This window comes from Microbispora sitophila, from assembly GCF_014892245.1.
GTDB classification, from domain to species: domain Bacteria; phylum Actinomycetota; class Actinomycetes; order Streptosporangiales; family Streptosporangiaceae; genus Microbispora; species Microbispora siamensis.
In genome coordinates, this window is sequence record NZ_JADBGC010000004.1 from 283,381 (window position 1) to 299,036 (window position 15,656).

At 74.2% G+C, this 15,656-nt stretch carries 12 protein-coding genes; 6 read left to right on the forward strand and 6 right to left on the reverse strand.

The features are described from left to right. The first annotated feature begins 101 nt into the window (after nt 1-101). From IL992_RS09340 to IL992_RS09365, 6 genes are read left to right on the forward strand one after another with little or no spacing between them, the layout of a single operon-like run. Nucleotides 102-1,403, forward strand: coding sequence for an adenylate/guanylate cyclase domain-containing protein (locus tag IL992_RS09340; protein ID WP_319018444.1), 1,302 nt, complete (start codon nt 102-104; stop codon nt 1,401-1,403). 1 nt (nt 1,404) lies between these two features. Then, on the forward strand, nt 1,405-2,124 hold the full coding sequence (locus IL992_RS09345; RefSeq protein WP_193202909.1) for an ABC transporter ATP-binding protein: 720 nt from the start codon (nt 1,405-1,407) through the stop codon (nt 2,122-2,124). Continuing rightward, nucleotides 2,121-4,520 carry an ABC transporter permease gene (locus IL992_RS48255; protein ID WP_193202910.1) on the forward strand — a complete coding sequence of 800 codons (2,400 nt, stop codon included), beginning with the start codon at nt 2,121-2,123 and terminating at the stop codon, nt 4,518-4,520. The genes IL992_RS09345 and IL992_RS48255 overlap by 4 nt, the downstream gene beginning before the upstream one ends. A 6-nt stretch (nt 4,521-4,526) precedes the next feature. Then, on the forward strand, nt 4,527-6,941 hold the full coding sequence (locus tag IL992_RS09355; RefSeq protein WP_193202911.1) for an ABC transporter permease: 2,415 nt from the start codon (nt 4,527-4,529) through the stop codon (nt 6,939-6,941). Nucleotides 6,942-6,944: 3 nt separating this feature from the next. Continuing rightward, a complete protein-coding gene (locus tag IL992_RS09360; RefSeq protein WP_193202912.1) occupies nt 6,945-8,840 on the forward strand; it encodes a sensor histidine kinase in 1,896 nt (631 codons plus the stop codon). Next, nucleotides 8,833-10,275 carry a phytoene desaturase family protein gene (locus IL992_RS09365; protein ID WP_193202913.1) on the forward strand — a complete coding sequence of 481 codons (1,443 nt, stop codon included), beginning with the start codon at nt 8,833-8,835 and terminating at the stop codon, nt 10,273-10,275. Before IL992_RS09360 ends, IL992_RS09365 begins: the two co-directional genes overlap by 8 nt. Here IL992_RS09365 and IL992_RS09370 read toward each other — a convergent pair. The 6 genes from IL992_RS09370 to IL992_RS09395 all read right to left on the reverse strand — a co-directional run bounded on the left by IL992_RS09370 (nt 10,241) and on the right by IL992_RS09395 (nt 15,604). Next, the gene (locus IL992_RS09370; protein WP_226872578.1) at nt 10,241-10,600 is read right to left on the reverse strand and encodes a response regulator; all 360 of its coding nucleotides are present in this window, start codon (nt 10,598-10,600) and stop codon (nt 10,241-10,243) included. The two genes, IL992_RS09365 and IL992_RS09370, sit on opposite strands and share 35 nt — an antisense overlap. A gap of 52 nt (nt 10,601-10,652) precedes the next feature. Further along, nucleotides 10,653-11,333: a response regulator transcription factor gene (locus tag IL992_RS09375; protein ID WP_193202914.1), complete on the reverse strand. Its 681-nt coding sequence runs from the start codon at nt 11,331-11,333 to the stop codon at nt 10,653-10,655. Beyond that, complete coding sequence (locus IL992_RS09380; RefSeq protein ID WP_193202915.1) at nt 11,308-11,985, reverse strand: response regulator transcription factor; 678 nt, start codon at nt 11,983-11,985, stop codon at nt 11,308-11,310. Before IL992_RS09380 ends, IL992_RS09375 begins: the two co-directional genes overlap by 26 nt. Before the next feature lie 20 nt (nt 11,986-12,005). Continuing rightward, nucleotides 12,006-12,584, reverse strand: coding sequence for an LGFP repeat-containing protein (locus IL992_RS09385; protein WP_193202916.1), 579 nt, complete (start codon nt 12,582-12,584; stop codon nt 12,006-12,008). Between the two features lie 139 nt (nt 12,585-12,723). Then, entirely contained in the window at nt 12,724-15,240 is a 2,517-nt protein-coding gene (locus tag IL992_RS09390; RefSeq protein WP_193202917.1) for an ATP-binding protein, read from the reverse strand. 4 nt (nt 15,241-15,244) lie between these two features. Next, a complete protein-coding gene (locus IL992_RS09395) occupies nt 15,245-15,604 on the reverse strand; it encodes a hypothetical protein (protein ID WP_193202918.1) in 360 nt (119 codons plus the stop codon). Nucleotides 15,605-15,656 lie beyond the last annotated feature (52 nt).

The window sequence follows — 15,656 nt, forward strand, 5'->3', positions numbered from 1 at the left end:
TTCGAGGGCGCCAGCCTGCGAGAGCGCGGGGGTGCCAGCACCCCCCGGCTGTGGTCCTGGCACCCTTCCCGTCCGGTCTCGCCGGATATGTAATTCGGCTCGTGGAACGCATCACCGTGGTGCTCGCGGACGACAACCTGATCGTCCGTGAGGGCGTGCGCGCGCTGCTCCGCCGCGACGCCGCCCTGGAGATCGTGGGGCTGGCCGCCGACTACGCCGAAGTGGTGGCCGCCGCGGTCCGGTTGCGCCCGCAGGTCGTCGTCACCGACATCCGGATGCCGCCGACCTACCAGGACGAGGGGATCGAGGCGGCACGTGAGGTGCGCAAGCGATTACCGGGCACCGGCGTCGTGGTGCTGAGCCAGTACGACGACCCGGACTACGCGATCCGGCTGCTGGACGAGGGCGCCGCCGGGTACGCCTACCTCCTCAAGGACCGGGTCGCCGACGCCGGCCTGCTCGGCAGGGCCATCCGGGAGGTCGCCGCCGGCGGTTCGCTCATCGACCCGGTGATCGTGCGGGAGCTGGTGACGCCGGCCCGCGACGAGGGGCGGCTCTCGCCCGCGGAGGAGGACCTGCTCCACCAGGTCGCCCAGGGCCGTACGGTGAAGGCCATCGCCGCTTCCCGGGGGGAGCCGCCCGAGGCCGTCAACGCCGAGATCGAGCAGCTCTTCCTCGTCCTCGCCAGGGGCGCGAGCGCGGGACTGCAGGGGGCGCTGCGCCGGCTGCGGATGCTGCACACCGCGATCCTGCGCCGCGACGAGCAGGGTGAGACGCTGTCACGCCTGCTCCCCGGCGGCCTCGCCGACAAGCTGCTGCGCGACCGCGACGCCGCCGGCCGCACGGAGCGGCTGGTCGTGACCGTGCTGATGTCGGACGTGCGCGGCTATTCGGCCATCGCGGAGGCCACCGACCCGGCGGTGCTCGCGGGCCAGCTCAACGCCCACCGACGGGCCATGAACGCGGCGATCCTCAGCGCGGGCGGCACGGTCATGCAGTACGTGGGGGACGCCGTGATGGCCGTCTTCGGCGCCCCCGATCCCGCACCCGACCACGCCGCGAGGGCCGTGCGCGCGGCCTGTGAGATGCATGTCCGGCAGCGCGGGCTCGACGCCGAGTGGGCAGGGCAGGGGCTCGTCCCCTTCGGCCTCGGCATCGGCCTGTGCACCGGGGAAGTAGCGGCGGCCCTGCTCGGAAGCGATGAACGGGTGGAGTACACCCTCGTCGGAGACACGGTGAACCTCGCGCAGCGCATGCAGGACCTGGCACGCCCCGCCGGCACGGTCGCGGCGGAGACGACCGTGCGCGCGGCCGGCGACGGCTGGTCCTGGAAACCGCTCGGTCCGCGACTCGTCAAGGGCCGCTCCACCCCCGTCAACGCCTATCACCTTGAGGTGAACTGAGATGTCCGCCCCCCAGCCGGCCGCCGAGATCGACGGCGTCACCACGGAACCCGCCGCGGTACGCGTCCGCGGCGCCAGGCGCACCTTCACCGCCGACCTCGCCCCGGTGCGCGCACTGCGCGGAGTCGACCTCGACGTACGCCGAGGGGAGTTCGTCGCGGTCACCGGCCCCTCCGGCTGCGGCAAGTCGACGCTGCTCAATGTCATCGCGGGGCTCGACGCGGTCGACGAGGGGACGATCGAGGTCGCGGGCGAGCGCGTCGACGGCAGGGACGAGGACTGGCTCGCCCGCTTCCGGCGCGGCCACATCGGGTTCGTGTTCCAGTTCTTCAACCTGCTCGACGGCGTGTCCGCGCTGGACAACCTGGTCATGCCCGGCGTGCTCGCCGGCATGAAGCGGCGGGCCGCCGAGTCCCGGGCCCGCGACGTGCTCGACCTGCTCGGCCTGAGCGACCGCGCGGAGCAGGTGCCCGCGGTGTTGTCCGGAGGACAGCGTCAGCGCCTGGCGATCGCCCGCGCGCTCGTGAACGAGCCGACGCTGCTGCTGGCCGACGAGCCGACCGGCGCGCTCGACAGCGAGGGCGGCCTGGAGATCCTCGAACTGTTCCGCCGGCTGCACGGCGCCGGCCAGACGATCATCATGGTGACGCACTCGCCGGAGGTGGCCGCGGGCGCGACCCGGACCGTGCGGATGCGCGACGGCCGAGTGGAGGCCCTGTGAGCCTCGTCGCCGTCTGGCTCCGCCTGGAGGCGCGCAGGCGAGCGCGGTCGCTGGCCGTGCTCGCGCTGCTCGTGGCGGTGGCGACCGCCACGGTGCTGGCGGCCCTGGCCGGCGCGCGGCGGGGAGAGAGCGCGATGGCCCGCCTGAACGCCGTCACCCTGCCGGCCGACGCGGTCGTCCTGCCCAACCAGCCGGAATTCGACTGGGACGCGGTGCGCTCACTGCCCGGGGTCGCGGCCGTGTCCGGCTTCGCCGTCGCGCCCTTCTTCGTCGAGGAGCTGCCCGGCTACTGGGGCTACCTCCCGCCGGTGGACCGTGACGCGTACCGGACCGTCGAACGGCCCGTGGTGCTGGAGGGGCGGCTCGCCGACCCCGGCCGCCCGGACGAGGTCGTGGTCACCGGCTACTTCCCCGTCGCGTACGGACTGGGCGTCGGAGACACCCTCACCCTGCGCCTGCTGTCCGAGCGGCAGGCCGGTGACTTCGATCTCGGCGGCGATCCGGGCGGTCCCCGCGTGCGGGCGCGGATCGTCGGCGTCATCCGCTCCCCGTGGTACTCCGACAAGCTCGGGGACAAGGGCACCTGGTTCTCCGTCTTCCCCTCGCCCGCCCTCGTCGCCACGTATCGGGAGAACTTCCTCGGCGCCTCCTCGTCGGGCTTCGTCAACGCCCTGGTCCGGCTCGACCAGGGGGAGCGCGGGCTGCCCGCCTTCCGCGCCGGGCTGGCGAAGATCACCGGGCGTACGGACATCGAGATCTGGAACGCCGGCGACGTCACCCGGCACCGCCAGCAGGTCAACGCCTACGAGAGCCTGTGTCTCGCCGTCTTCGCCCTGGTGGCCCTGGCCGCCGCGCTCGTCCTCGTCGGCCAGTCCGTGGCCCGCTACGTCGCGGCCGGCGTCGGCGAGCTGCAGGTCCTGCGGGCGTCGGGGCTGACGACGCGGCAGTGCCTGGCCGCCGCGTGCGCCGGGCCGTTCCTCGCCTCCGTCGCCGGCTCGACGCTGGGGGCCGGGGGCGCGGCGGTGGCCTCCGCGTGGATGCCGATCGGCGCCGCCTCCCTGGTCGAGCCCGCCCCCGGCTTCGACGCCGACCTGCTCGTGCTCGCCTGCGGCTGGGCCGCCGTGCCGCTGCTGGTCCTGGCCGGGGCGCTCGCCGCGGCCTGGCTCGCCGTCGTGTCGGCGCGGTCCACGGCGGCGCCGGTCCGCTCCGCGGTGGCGCGGGCGGCGGACCGCCTCGGGCTGCCCGTGCCCCTGGTGGCCGGCGCCCGGTTCGCCCTGGAGCGTGGCCAGGCTCCCGGCGCCGTCCCGGTACGCCCCGCGCTGCTGGCGGCGGCCGCGGGCGTGCTCGGCGTGCTCGCCTCTTTCACGTTCGCCGCGGGGGTCGCCGACGCGGCCGGCAATCCCGCGAGGTTCGGCCAGACCTTCCAGCTCACCGCCTACCTCGGAGAAGGAGGCAAGGACTGGGCCGCGGCGGAGCGGGCGACGGACGTCATGGCCCGGGACCCCGACGTCGCCGGGGTGAACGACAGCCGGGTGGCGGTCGCGGAGGCGGGCGACGTCTCGGTCACGGTCTACCGCCACCACCCCGTCAGCGGAGCGGCGGACGTCGTGCTCCTGTCGGGGCGGATGCCCGAGGATCCCGGCGAGGTCGTCCTCGCTCCCACGACCGCGCGCGCCCTGGGCGCCGAGGTCGGCTCGTCCGTGCGGCTCGCGGGCACGACCGGGCCGCGGGAGGTGACCGTCCGCGGGATCGGCTTCGTCCCGCAGGGATCGCACAACGACTACGACGTGGGGGCGTGGACCACCACGGCCGGATTCGAGGCGTTGTTCGGCGCGGACTTCAAGTACCATCTGGCGCTCGTCGCCCTGCGTCCGGGCGCGGATCCGCAGGCCGTCCTGGGCCGCCTCACGAAGGCCGTGGCCGGGGTCGAGGGCGGCGACCGGGTCTCCATCGACGCGGTGCAACCGCCCGAGCAGCTCGCCGAGGTCCAGGACGTCCAGATCCTCCCGCTCTTCCTCGGCGGCTTCCTGGCGCTGCTCGCCGTGGGCGCGGTGGGCCACGCGCTCGCCACCGCGGTACGGCGGCGCAGGCACGAGGTCGCCGTCATGCGTGCTCTCGGCATGACGCGTGCTCAGGCGCGGCTCGTCGTGTTCACCCAGGGGTCGCTGCTGGCGGTGGTCGGGCTGGCGTTCGGCGTGCCGCTCGGCGTCGCGCTCGGCCGCACGCTCTGGCGCGTCGTCGCGGAGCGGACACCGCTGTTCTACGAGCCGCCCGTCGCCCTCTGGGCGCTGCTGGCGATCGGACCGGCCGCGGTCCTGGTCGCCAACCTTCTCGCGTTGTGGCCGGGGCGTCTGGCCGCCCGGCTGCCAATCGGCCACATCCTTCGGACGGAGTGAGCGACCATGATCATTACGACCACCTGGCTGCGGCTGGAGTTACGCCGCCGATGGCGGTCACTGGCGGTGCTCACCCTGCTCGTGGCGTTCGCCTCGGCCACCGTGCTGGCCTCGGTGGCGGGCGCGCGGCGCGGCGGCACGGCGATGGACCGGCTGGAGCGGGAGACGCTTCCCGCCACGATCACGGTCCTGCCCAACCAGCCGGGCTTCGACTGGAACGCGGTACGGGCGCTCCCCCAGGTCGCGGCGCTGGCGACGTTCGCGGTGTCAGGGGGCTTCTGGGTGGACGGCATCCCCGTGTCCGACAACATCTCCGGGTTCCCTCCCGGCGACGCGGAGTTCCTGCACACCGTCGAGCGGCCCGTCGTCTTCGACGGACGGCTGCCCGATCCGGGACGGGCCGACGAGGTCGTGGTCAGTCCGATGTTCACCCGGTCCTACCACCGCCGCGTGGGCGACCGGCTGGTCCTGCGGCTGATGTCCCGCGAGCAGGTCGCGGACCCGAACTACGACCCGTCGGCGGAGCCGCCGCGCGGACCGTCCGTCCCGGTCACGATCGTCGGTGTGGTCCGCTCGCCGTGGTTCGCCGATCACGTCGGAGAGAAGGGCGGTCTCGTCCCGTCGCCCGCGCTGTTCACCAGATACCGGGAGAACATGCTCGGGGAGGACGGTTACCTCAACGCCCTTGTCCGCCTGAAGGACGGCGCGGACGACATCCCCGCGTTCCGGGAGGGCCTCGCGCGGGTCTCCCACCGCAACGACATCGACGTGTGGAACAACGAGACGAAGTTCGCCGAGCCCACCCGCCGGATCGCCGGCTTCGAGGCCGCCTCGCTGCTCGCCTTCGGGCTCGCCGCGCTGGCCGCGGCGATCGTGCTGATCGGGCAGTCGGTGGCCCGCTACACCGCGGCGACGGTCGCCGACCTGCAGGTGCTGCGGGCCATCGGCCTGACACCGCGCCAGGCGGCGTGGGTGGCCGCGGCCGGTCCGTTCCTCGGGGCGCTCACCGGCGCGACCGCCGGAGCCGTCGCCGCCGCGGTGGCGTCCGTCTGGATGCCGATCGGGTCGGCGGCGCTGGTCGAGCCCGCCCCCGGCTTCGACCTGGACTGGCTGGTCCTGGCCGGCGGGTGGATCCTGATCCCCGCGCTCGTCCTCGCCGGGGCCGTGGGCGCGGCGGCCGTCGCCCTGGCCGCCGCCCGGCGCGATCCGGCGGGACGCCGGTCCCTGGTGGCCCTCGCGGCGGCCCGGGCCGGTCTTCCCGTGCCGCTCGTGGTCGGCGCGCGGTTCGCCCTGGAGCCGGGCAGGGGCACCGGTGCGGTCCCGGTCAGGCCGGCGCTGCTCGGCGCGGTCTCCGGAGTGCTCGGCGTGCTGGCCGCCTTCACGTTCTCCGCCGGAGTGCAGGACGCGGCCGAGCATCCGGAGCGGTTCGGGCAGACCTACCAGCTGGCGATGTTCTTCGGCCTGAACGGGACGGACTTCGGGCCGGCCCGCGAGGTGCTCCAGACCCTGGCGCGCGAGCCGATCGTCCAAGGGGTCAACGACAGCCGGATCGCGGTCGCGGAGTCCGGAGACACCTCCGTCACGATGGGCACCTACGCGCCGGTGGGCCGGCCGCTGCCGGTGGTGCTTCTCGCCGGCCGGATGCCGCGGACGGCGGGCGAGGTCACGCTCGCACCCAAGAGCGCCGACGCCCTCGGCGCGCGGGTGGGGGACCGGATTCCGCTGCGGGGCGGCGGCACGCCGATGACGATGACCGTCACGGGGATCGGTTTCGTGCCCGTCAGCCCGCACAACGACTACAGCGACGGAGGCTGGATCACCGCCGGCGGATACGAAAGGCTCTTCGCCGGGGCGCAGGCCTTCAAGTTCCACGCCGCCGAGATCGCCCTGCGTCCCGGGTACGACGTCGCCGCCGCGAGGGAGAGGCTGCAGGCCGCCGTAGCAGCGGTCAAGGGCGCCGAGAACTTCGCCATCGGCGAGCCGTGGCCGATGCCCCAGGTGATGATCCAGATCCGCGGCGTGGAGAAGCTCCCCGTCCTCCTGTCGGTCTTCATGGCGCTCCTGGCGGTCGGCGCCGTCGGGCACGCCCTGGCGACGGCGGTCCGGCGACGGCGGCACGACGTGGCGGTGCTGCGGGCGCTGGGCATGACGCGCCGGCAGGCCCGCTGGACGGTGGTCGTGCAGGCCACGCTGCTGGCGGCGTTCGGGCTGTCCTTCGGGGTGCCGCTCGGGGTCGCGCTCGGGCGCACCCTGTGGAGGGTGGTGGCCGATACGATGCCGCTGCTGTACCTGCCGCCCCTGGCGGTGCCGGCGCTGCTCCTGGCCGGGCCGCTGACCGTCGCCGTCGCCAACCTGCTGGCCGTCCGGCCGGGGCATCTCGCCTCCCGGCTGCGGATCGGCCACATCCTGCGGGCGGAGTAGGCCATGGTCGTCGCCTGCGTGATCGTCGCCGCCGCCTGGCTCGCCGCCACGGTGGGAGCCTTCCTCGCCGGCCGTCCGGCACTGGCCCGCATGGCCGGGCTCGTCGCTCTGACGCACGGCGTGGCCGTCGTGGTGCCGCGGGCCGCGCCCGCGGTCGTGGCGGCCTGGCTGATCTGCGGCCTCAGCCTGCCGGACGGCGTGCTCGGATCCCGGGCCCGCCGGCTGCTCGCCGCCGGAGCGGCAGCGGGCGCGCTCGTGTGGACGGCGACGCTGCCGGTCACCCCGGGATCCGTCGCCGCCGCCGCGGTCGCGGCCTCGGCCGTGGCGCTCGGGGGTGTGGCCCTCCGCTGCCCCAAGGCGCCCGCCGCGCGCCGTCGCACCCTGCAGTGGATCGCCTCGGCCACGGTGGTGACCGCCGCCGTCGACGCCGTCCTGGTGGCGGTCAACGCCCTGCTCGACACTCCGCACGATGTCATGCCCTGGATGCTCGCCGCCATGGCGGTCATGCCCGTGGGCCTGCTGTTCGGCCAGGTGAGGGGGACCGCGCGCCTGGCGGAGCGGGCTCTGGTCGAGGCGGTGGTGATCGCGGGCCTGACCCTGCTCGTGGTCGCCGTCTACCTGGTCGTGGTCATCGGGCTGGCCCGCCGTCCCGTCGCCGCCGAGCGCGACGTGCTGGTCGCCAGCGTCGCCGCCTCGCTCACGGCGGTGCTGCTCGCCCTGCCCGTGCGGTTCCGCCTGGTCTCGGTGGGGAAGTCGCTGCTCGGCCGGCGCGGGCAGACGCCGGAGGAGGCGCTCGCTTCGTTCGGCGCCCGGATGAGCCGCGCGGTGCCGTTCGACGAGTTGCTGCTCCAGCTCGTGGAGTCGCTGCGGGCCGCGCTCGGCCAGGCCGGCGCCGAGGTGTGGGTGGGCGCGGACGGCGTGCTCCACCGCCAGGTCAGCGTGCCCGAGCGCCCCGCCGACGTGATCACCCTCACCGACAAGGAACGGCTCGTCATCGGGGGCACCCGCATCGGCGGCACCGCCTGGTCGTCGGTCTGGCTGCCCGCGCTGCTGGAGGACCGCGAGGCGCCGATCCGGGTGGCGCCCGCCGCCCACCTGGGCGACCTGCTGGGCCTGCTCGTGGTGCGGCGGCCGCGCGAAGGCGTCGAGTTCTCCGAGGAGGACGACCGCGTGCTCATCCAGCTGGCCCGCCAGGTGGGGCTGGCCCTGCACAACATGCGCCTGGACACCGCTCTGCAGGCCTCGATGGAGGAGCTGCGGCAGCGCAACGAGGAGCTGCAGGCGTCCCGGCTGCGCATCGTCACGGCCGCGGACGCCTCCCGGCGGGCGATCGAGCGCGACCTGCACGACGGCGCACAGCAACATCTCGTCGCGCTCGCGGTCAAGCTCGGCCTCATCCGCGAGATCATCAAGGATGATGTCGCCATGGCCGCCGAGCTCCTCGACGAACTGCGCGGCGACGTGCAGCAGACCAACGCCGCGTTCCGCGAGCTTGCCCACGGCATCTATCCGCCCCTGCTGCGCGACCACGGGCTCGGCGAGGCCCTGCGCTCGGCCGGCCGCCGGGTCGCGCTGCCGTACCGGGTGGAGGTGGATCTGGCGGAACGCTATCCGGAGCAGATCGAGGCCGCGGTGTACTTCTGCTGCCTCGAGGCGATCCAGAACGCGGGCAAGTACGCCGGCCCCGGCGCATCCGTGGAGGTGCGCATCCACGCCGAGGACGGCGTTCTGCACTTCAGCGTGAGCGACGACGGCGCGGGCTTCACGCCGGGCGCCGCCCGAGGGCACGGGTTCGTCAACATGACCGACCGGCTCGGCGCGATCGGCGGGCGGCTGCACGTCGACTCCGCGCCCGGGGCCGGCACGACGATCAGGGGAGAGGTGCCGGTCCATGGCTGACGGCTTCGACGCCGTGGTGGTCGGGTCGGGCCCGAACGGGCTGGTGGCGGCCGTCACCATGGCGGAGGCGGGCCGCCGGGTCCTGCTGCTGGAGGCGGCGGACGCGTTCGGCGGCGGGCTGCGCACCGAGGAGGTGACACTGCCCGGGTTCCGGCACGACCTGTGTGCGACCGTGCTGCCGCTCGCGCTGGCCTCGCCCGTGTTCCGCCGGGAGCGGTTCTGGCAGGAGCTGGGAGTCGAGTGGGCGCATCCCGCCGTACCGGCCGCGCATCCGCTGGACAAGCGGCCGGCGGTGCTCGTCCATCGCTCACTCGACGAGACCGCGCTGGGCCTCGGCAGGGACGCCGGAGCATGGCGGGCCACGGTGGGGATGATCACGCGCGGGGGCGATCGGCTCGTCGACACGCTGCTCGCCCCTCTGTCGGTGCCGCGCGCGCCGCTGCGGGCCGCCCGGTTCGGTGCGCTGGCCGCGCTCCCCGCGACCGTCCTCGCCCGTACGGTGTTCCGTACGGCCGGGGCGCGTGCGGCGCTCGCGGGGATGGCCGCGCACTCGATGCTCGACCTGCGTGCGCCGATCACGGGTGGGTACGGGCTGATGCTGGCCGGGCTCGCGCACCACGTGGGGTGGCCCCTGGTGCGCGGCGGCTCCCAGCGGCTCGCCGACGCGCTCGTCCGCCGCCTCAGGGACCTCGGAGGTGAGGCTCGCGCGGGCCACCGTGTGCGGAGCCTCGACGAGGTGCCTGCGGCCAGGTCGATCCTCCTGGACCTCACGCCGCGCCAGGTGCTGGCCGTGGCGGGTCATCGGCTGCCCCCGGCGTACCGGGCGCGGCTGGGCCGGTTCCGTTACGGCCCGGGGGTGTTCAAACTCGACTGGGCGTTGTCGGGCCCGGTGCCGTGGGCCGACCCCGCCGTGGGGACGGCCGCGACCGTGCACCTCGGCGGCACGATGGAGGAGATCGCGCACGGAGAGGCGGAGGTGAACCGTCGGCGCCATCCGGACCGGCCCTACGTGCTGCTCGTCCAGCCGTGCGTGGCCGACCCCACCCGGGCTCCGGAGGGTGCGCATGTCCTGTGGGCCTACTGCCATGTGCCGAACGGCTCGAGGGTGGACATGACCGAGGCGGTGGAGGCGCAGATCGAGCGGTTCGCCCCCGGCTTCCGGGACCTCGTGCTGGCTCGTGCCACCATGGACACACCGGCGCTCGAGGCGCACAACGCCAACCTCGTCGGCGGAGACATCGGCGGAGGGGCGGGCGACCTGGGCCAGTTCGTCCGGCGTCCGGTCTACTCCCCGTACCCCTGGGCGACCCCTGTCCCCGGCCTGTACATCTGCTCCGCCGGCACTCCGCCCGGGCCCGGTGTGCACGGCATGGGCGGCCGGCAGGCCGCCCGCCTGGCGCTCAGACGGGAAGCGCGCGCAGCAGGGCGGGGGTGAGGTCGTCCTTGCGGATGTAGGCGAGCGCTCCGCACGTGCCGGCGTCGGGCGGCAGATCGTCCGCGGCGTACGTCGACACCAGCACGATCTTCACGTCGGGCGACTCGGCCAGGATGCGCCGGGTCGCCTCGATGCCGTTGATCCCCGGCAGATTGATGTCCATCAGAATCATGGTGGGCCGGTCGCCGATCGCCAGGTCCAGAGCGTCCTCGCCCGTTTCCGCCTCGCCCACCACGCGCCATCCCGGCAGCAGCCGGATCAGCGCCCGGGCGACCGACCGGAACGGAGCCTGGTCGTCCACGATGAGCACGTCGACCACTTGCATGCCCCCAGCCTCCCCGAACGCGGTTCTGTGTCCAAGGGCGTGACCACCACGATCAGCGGGTGCTAGCACCACCATGCTCGGACAGGTACATCAGCACCGCCATCACGCGGCGGTTCACGTCGGGCTCGATGCCCAGCCCGAGCTTGGCGAACAGCGCGTTGATGTGCTTCTCCACGGCCCGCTCGGTCAGGAACAACGCCGCCCCGACCGCGGCGTTGCTCTTGCCCTGCGCGATCTGGGCCAGCACGTCGCGCTCGCGCGATGTCAGCTGGGCCAGCGGTGACGACCGCGCGTGCACGGTGTCGGCCACCAGCGCGTCCACCACCGCCGGGTCGATCACGGAGCCGCCCCGGGCCACCGTGCCGACCGCCTCGATCAGGTCGCGCGCGTCGCTCACCCGCTCCTTCAGCAGGTAGGCCCGGCCGCTGCTGCCCCCGGCCAGCAGCGGCGTCGCGTACGCGGGCTCGGCGTACTGGGAGAGGACCACGACCCCCACCCGCGGGTGGGACGCGCGCAGCCTGACGGCGGCCTGGACCCCCTCGTCGGAGGCCGTGGGCGGCATCCTGATGTCGGTCACCACGACGTCGGGATCGTGCTCGCGCACCGCCGCCATCAGCCCGGGGAGGTCGCCGCAGGTCGCGACCACCTCCAGATCGGGCTGGAGGTCCAGGACCCTCCGCACGCCCTCGCGTACGAACAGCGAGTCCTCAGCGATCACGATTCTGATGGGCACCTGTCCCCTCCATACGCAGCCACGTGAGCACCGCGAGGACACGGCGGTTGTCGTCCGGGGTCTGGCTCAGGTCGAGTTTGGTGAGCACGGCCGCGATGTGTGCCTCGACCGTCTTCGTGCCGAGGAACAGCGCCCTGGCGATCGCCGCGTTCGACCGGCCCTCGGCCATCAGGCGCAGCACCTCCCGCTCCCGTGCGGTGAGCCGGTCGGCGAGCGACTCCTCCCGCCGCAGCTGGAACAGCATGCTGACGATCTCGGGGTCGACGGCGACGCCGCCGGCGGCGACCCGCTCCAGCGCGTCCCGAAGCGCGGCCGCATCGTCGACGCGGTCCTTCAGCAGATAGCCGACGCCGCGCGGGCTCGATTCGAGCAGCCGCGCGGCCAAAGCGCCCTCGGCGTACGTGGACAGGACCAGTACGCCGAGGGCGGGAAAGCGTTCCTTCAGTTCTGTCGCCGCCACCAGTCCCTCGTCGGTGAAGGTGGGAGGCATCCGTACGTCGAGGATGACGGCGTCGGCGGGTCGCGTCTCGAGGAGGGCTGAGAGTTCGGCGGTGTCGGTGGCCTGCGCCACGACGGTCACGCCGACGCGGTCGAGCAGGAGGGCCAGCCCCTTGCGGAACAGAGCCGAGTCGTCACAGATCAGCACCCGCATGGAAGCCAGTGTGACACGGCTCAGACCTTCACGGAGACCGGCAGGGTGTAGCCCTGACGGCAGGTGTCGGAGAGGACCTTGCTGTCGCAGCCCCGCACCCAGAAGGTGTAGGTGGAGGCGTAGCCCTCGCTGTTGATGAAGCCGGTCGGCCGGTTGTGGACCATCTTGCCGCTGGTGCGTGAGCCGGTCCGCACGGTGTACGTCGGGTATCTGAGTGTCTCGTCGCCCAGGTTCCTGGCCGGGTCGGCCTTCCAGTACACCCGCCAGTAGTCGTAGTTGAAGGGCGTGGTCGGCCCCCACCGGAAGACGGCCTTGCCGTTCTGCTCGTACGCGGCGACGATCATTCTCGGCCCCTGGTCGGGGGACCAGGCGATCTGGCCGTTGGTGAAGCGCTGCTTGCGGCCGTTCTCGTTCGGGATGCTGTACTCCTCCGTGGTGGGGCAGCCGAACACCCCGGTCGCGCCGCCCATCGAGCGCCAGTAGTCGCCGATCAGGCCGTACGGCTGGATCTTGCAGGCGGTGGCGGCCTGCGCCGGCGACGCGGCGGCCGGGAGCGCGGTGGCGAGGGCGGTGGCGCCGAGCAGAAGAGCGCTGGTCATGCGGTTCATCGTGGTCTCCTTGTTCCGGATGGCTCCACGATGCTTCCGGGGAGGGGCCCGCCACATCGTGGCAAGCCCTTCACCGATCTCGGGGTTTTCCCTACTCGCGCCGGCCCCTGACGCCCCTGACGACGGCACCTCAGCCGATCGTGCAGCCGGGGATGAGCACCTCGCCGAGGCGTCCGTCGTCGCCGCGCAGCACGGCGTGCGGGAGGTCGTCCACCCAGTCGCGCAGCGGCTCGGGCTCGTCGGCCGTACACGCCTCCCGGCGGGGTTGCTCCGTGCGGCCCGCTCGCGACAGGGCGCGCACCTCCCGGCACTCCCGCTCGGCGCCGAGATCCTCGAAGATCGACAGCGCCTCGGCCAGGCTGCGGCGGGCCTCCTCCGGCCCGGCCGCCAGGCCGAGCGCCGTCAGCGCCCGGGCCCGGTGGTAGGCGTCGCCCAGCTCTCCGAACAGCGCGACCGCGCGCCGGCCCCACGTCAGAGCGGACGGTCCGTGACAGGCCGCGCACCTGTTCCGGTAGGCCGTGCACAGGTTCATGAAGATCAGCGCCTGCGCGTGACGGTCGTCGAGGTCCCGCGCGGCGGCGAGGGCGGCGCACAACTGCCAGAGGATGTACGTGGGCGTGCGGTCCGGGCGGCCGCCCAGGTAGGTGAGCGCGAGATTGACCCGCGCCTGCATGAGAGCGGTGCGGTTGCCCAGCCCGAGCCCGTCGAGACGCTGGAGCAGTGTGACGGCCTCGGTCAGCACCCTGGCCGCCTCCGGGTGGCGCCGCCTCGCGCGCAGCGCGTCCCCCAGCGCGATGGCGGCCTGCGCCCTGCCGCGAAGGTCGCCCGCGAGAGCGCAGATGCGGCGGTCGCGGCGGTGGCATGCCTCCGCCTTGGCCAGGGCCCCCATCCGCAGGTACGTCAGCCCGAGGTTGTGCAGCACCGGGCTGCGGGCGCGGTCGTCACGCGCCAGGCCGAGGGCCCTGCGCAGTTGGGCGGCGGACTCGTCGTAGCGGCGGGCGAGGCGGTAGGCGTTGCCCAGGGTCACGGCCGCGGTGAGCTCGGCGCCATGTCCCAGCCGCGCCGCCGCCTCCACGGCGGCCAGGGCCGTGGTGATCCACTCGTCGGCGCGCCGGCGGAACTCGAAGTAGGGCGCGAGGTCCACCGCGAGCGCGTGCGCCCGCGCCCGGTCTCCGCTCCCGGCGGCGACGGTGACGGCCGCCACGAGTGTGCGGGCCTCGGCGTCCAGCCATGCCACGGCCTCCTCCCGGGAGGCGAACGCCGCCTCCCGCCGCGCCTGCCCTTCCCGCCGTGCCTGCCCTTCCCGCCAGGCCTGGGCCTCCGGCAGGGACAGCCACACTCCGGCCGCACGGGCCCGGGAGCAGCAGTGGTCGAGGAGCCGGTCGCGCGCCTCCTCGTGCCGGTCGGGCTCCGCCTGGTCGCGGGCCCGCTCCTCGGCGTACAGGCGGACGAGGTCGTGCATGCGCCACCGGCCGTACGCGCCGCCGCGCTCGACGAGATGCGCGCGGTGCAGGGCCTCCAGCAGGCGGCGGGCGGGGCGCGGCTCGCGGTCCGCGGCGACGGCGGCGATCTCGGTGGACAGGTCGGGACCGGCGGCGGCGGTCATCAGCCGGAACATCCGGGCCTCCTCCGCGCCGAGGCGGCGGTAGGACAGCGCGAAGGCCGCGCGCACCCCACGATCCTCGTACGACAGCTCGTCGAGCCGGGTCGCGGCCTCCTCCAGGTCTTCGGCCATCGCCCGCAGGGGACGGGCGGGATCGGCGGCCAGGATCGCGGCCACGATCCGCACGGCCAGCGGCAGCCCTCCGCACAGACCGGCGATGTCCGCCGCCGCGGCGGGCTCCCGGGCGACCCGCGTGTCGGCGTCGCCCAGGGCCAGGCGAAGAGCACGGGCCAGGAGTGCGACGGCCGCGCCGGGCGCGAGCATGCCGAGGTCGAGGATGCGCGCCCCCACGTCCAGCGTGTGCCGGGAGGTGATCAGCACCTTGCCCGTGCCGGGCAGCAGCGGCCTGACCTGCTCGGCCGAGGAGACGTTGTCCAGGACCAGCAGGATCGGCCGGCCCTGCTCGGCGTACGCGTCCAGCACCGTCGCGAACAGCCGGGCCCGGTCCTGGGTGTCGGGAGGGACGCGTTCGGGATCCAGCCCCAGCGCCCGCAGCAGCTCTCCGAGCACCGCGCCCGGCCCCGCACCGCATCGCCGCCCTTGCCCGGTCCGATCGTGGCGGCCGGGACGCTCGTCCCGGCCGTGCTGTTCCGCGTGGTCGGGGTCTTCCCGGTGGCACGGGCGGCCGGCGTAGCCCTGGAGGTCGGTGAACAGCACGCCGCCGGGAAACCAGCCGCGCTCCCGGGCGAGGTGCGCGGCCTGCAGGGCGAGCTCGGTCTTGCCGGCTCCGCCGAGACCCGTCACGAGCGCGGCGCGCGGCCGGACCGGCTCGGCGCGCGTGCCGGAACCGGTGTCCTGGGCCGGGTCGAGCAGGTCGAGCAGCATGGACAGTTCGTCGTCCCTGCCGGTGAACGCCTCCGTCCGCGGGGGCGCTCCGGACAGTGCCGGGGTCACGTGCGGGGGAAGCCGGACGGTGACGGTGTGACCTTGGATCACCGCGTTGAGGAAGAGCCCGCCGCTGATCGTGTTGCGGGTCGCGGCCACGCGTTCAGCCCTTCCCCGCGCGCTCGTCCGGCCCGACCGGTCCGTTGACGGTGTGCCCGTTGATGGTGTGCCCCTGGATGACCGGGCCGTGGATCGTGCCGCCGCTGATCTCGTTGCGCACGTCGTGGCTCACCGCGCCCGGGCCGTTCGCCGGTGCGTGCGCCTCCTGCCGGCGCGTCAGCAGCAGCCCCCACACCCCGGCGGCCAGGCCCGCCAGGCCGACGAAGAGCCCGATGACGCTCGCGAGTTTGTCGGCCTTGTCGAGCCCCACCGAGGAGAGGTACACGGCGAGCGCCGAGCCGCCGCCGAGCGCGGCGATCCCGCCGGCGCATAGGAGAACACGTGGGAGGACATGTCCGCGCATGCCCCCCATCATCGCCCCCCGCCTCCCTCCGCGGCAGGCACAACGGCGGGCG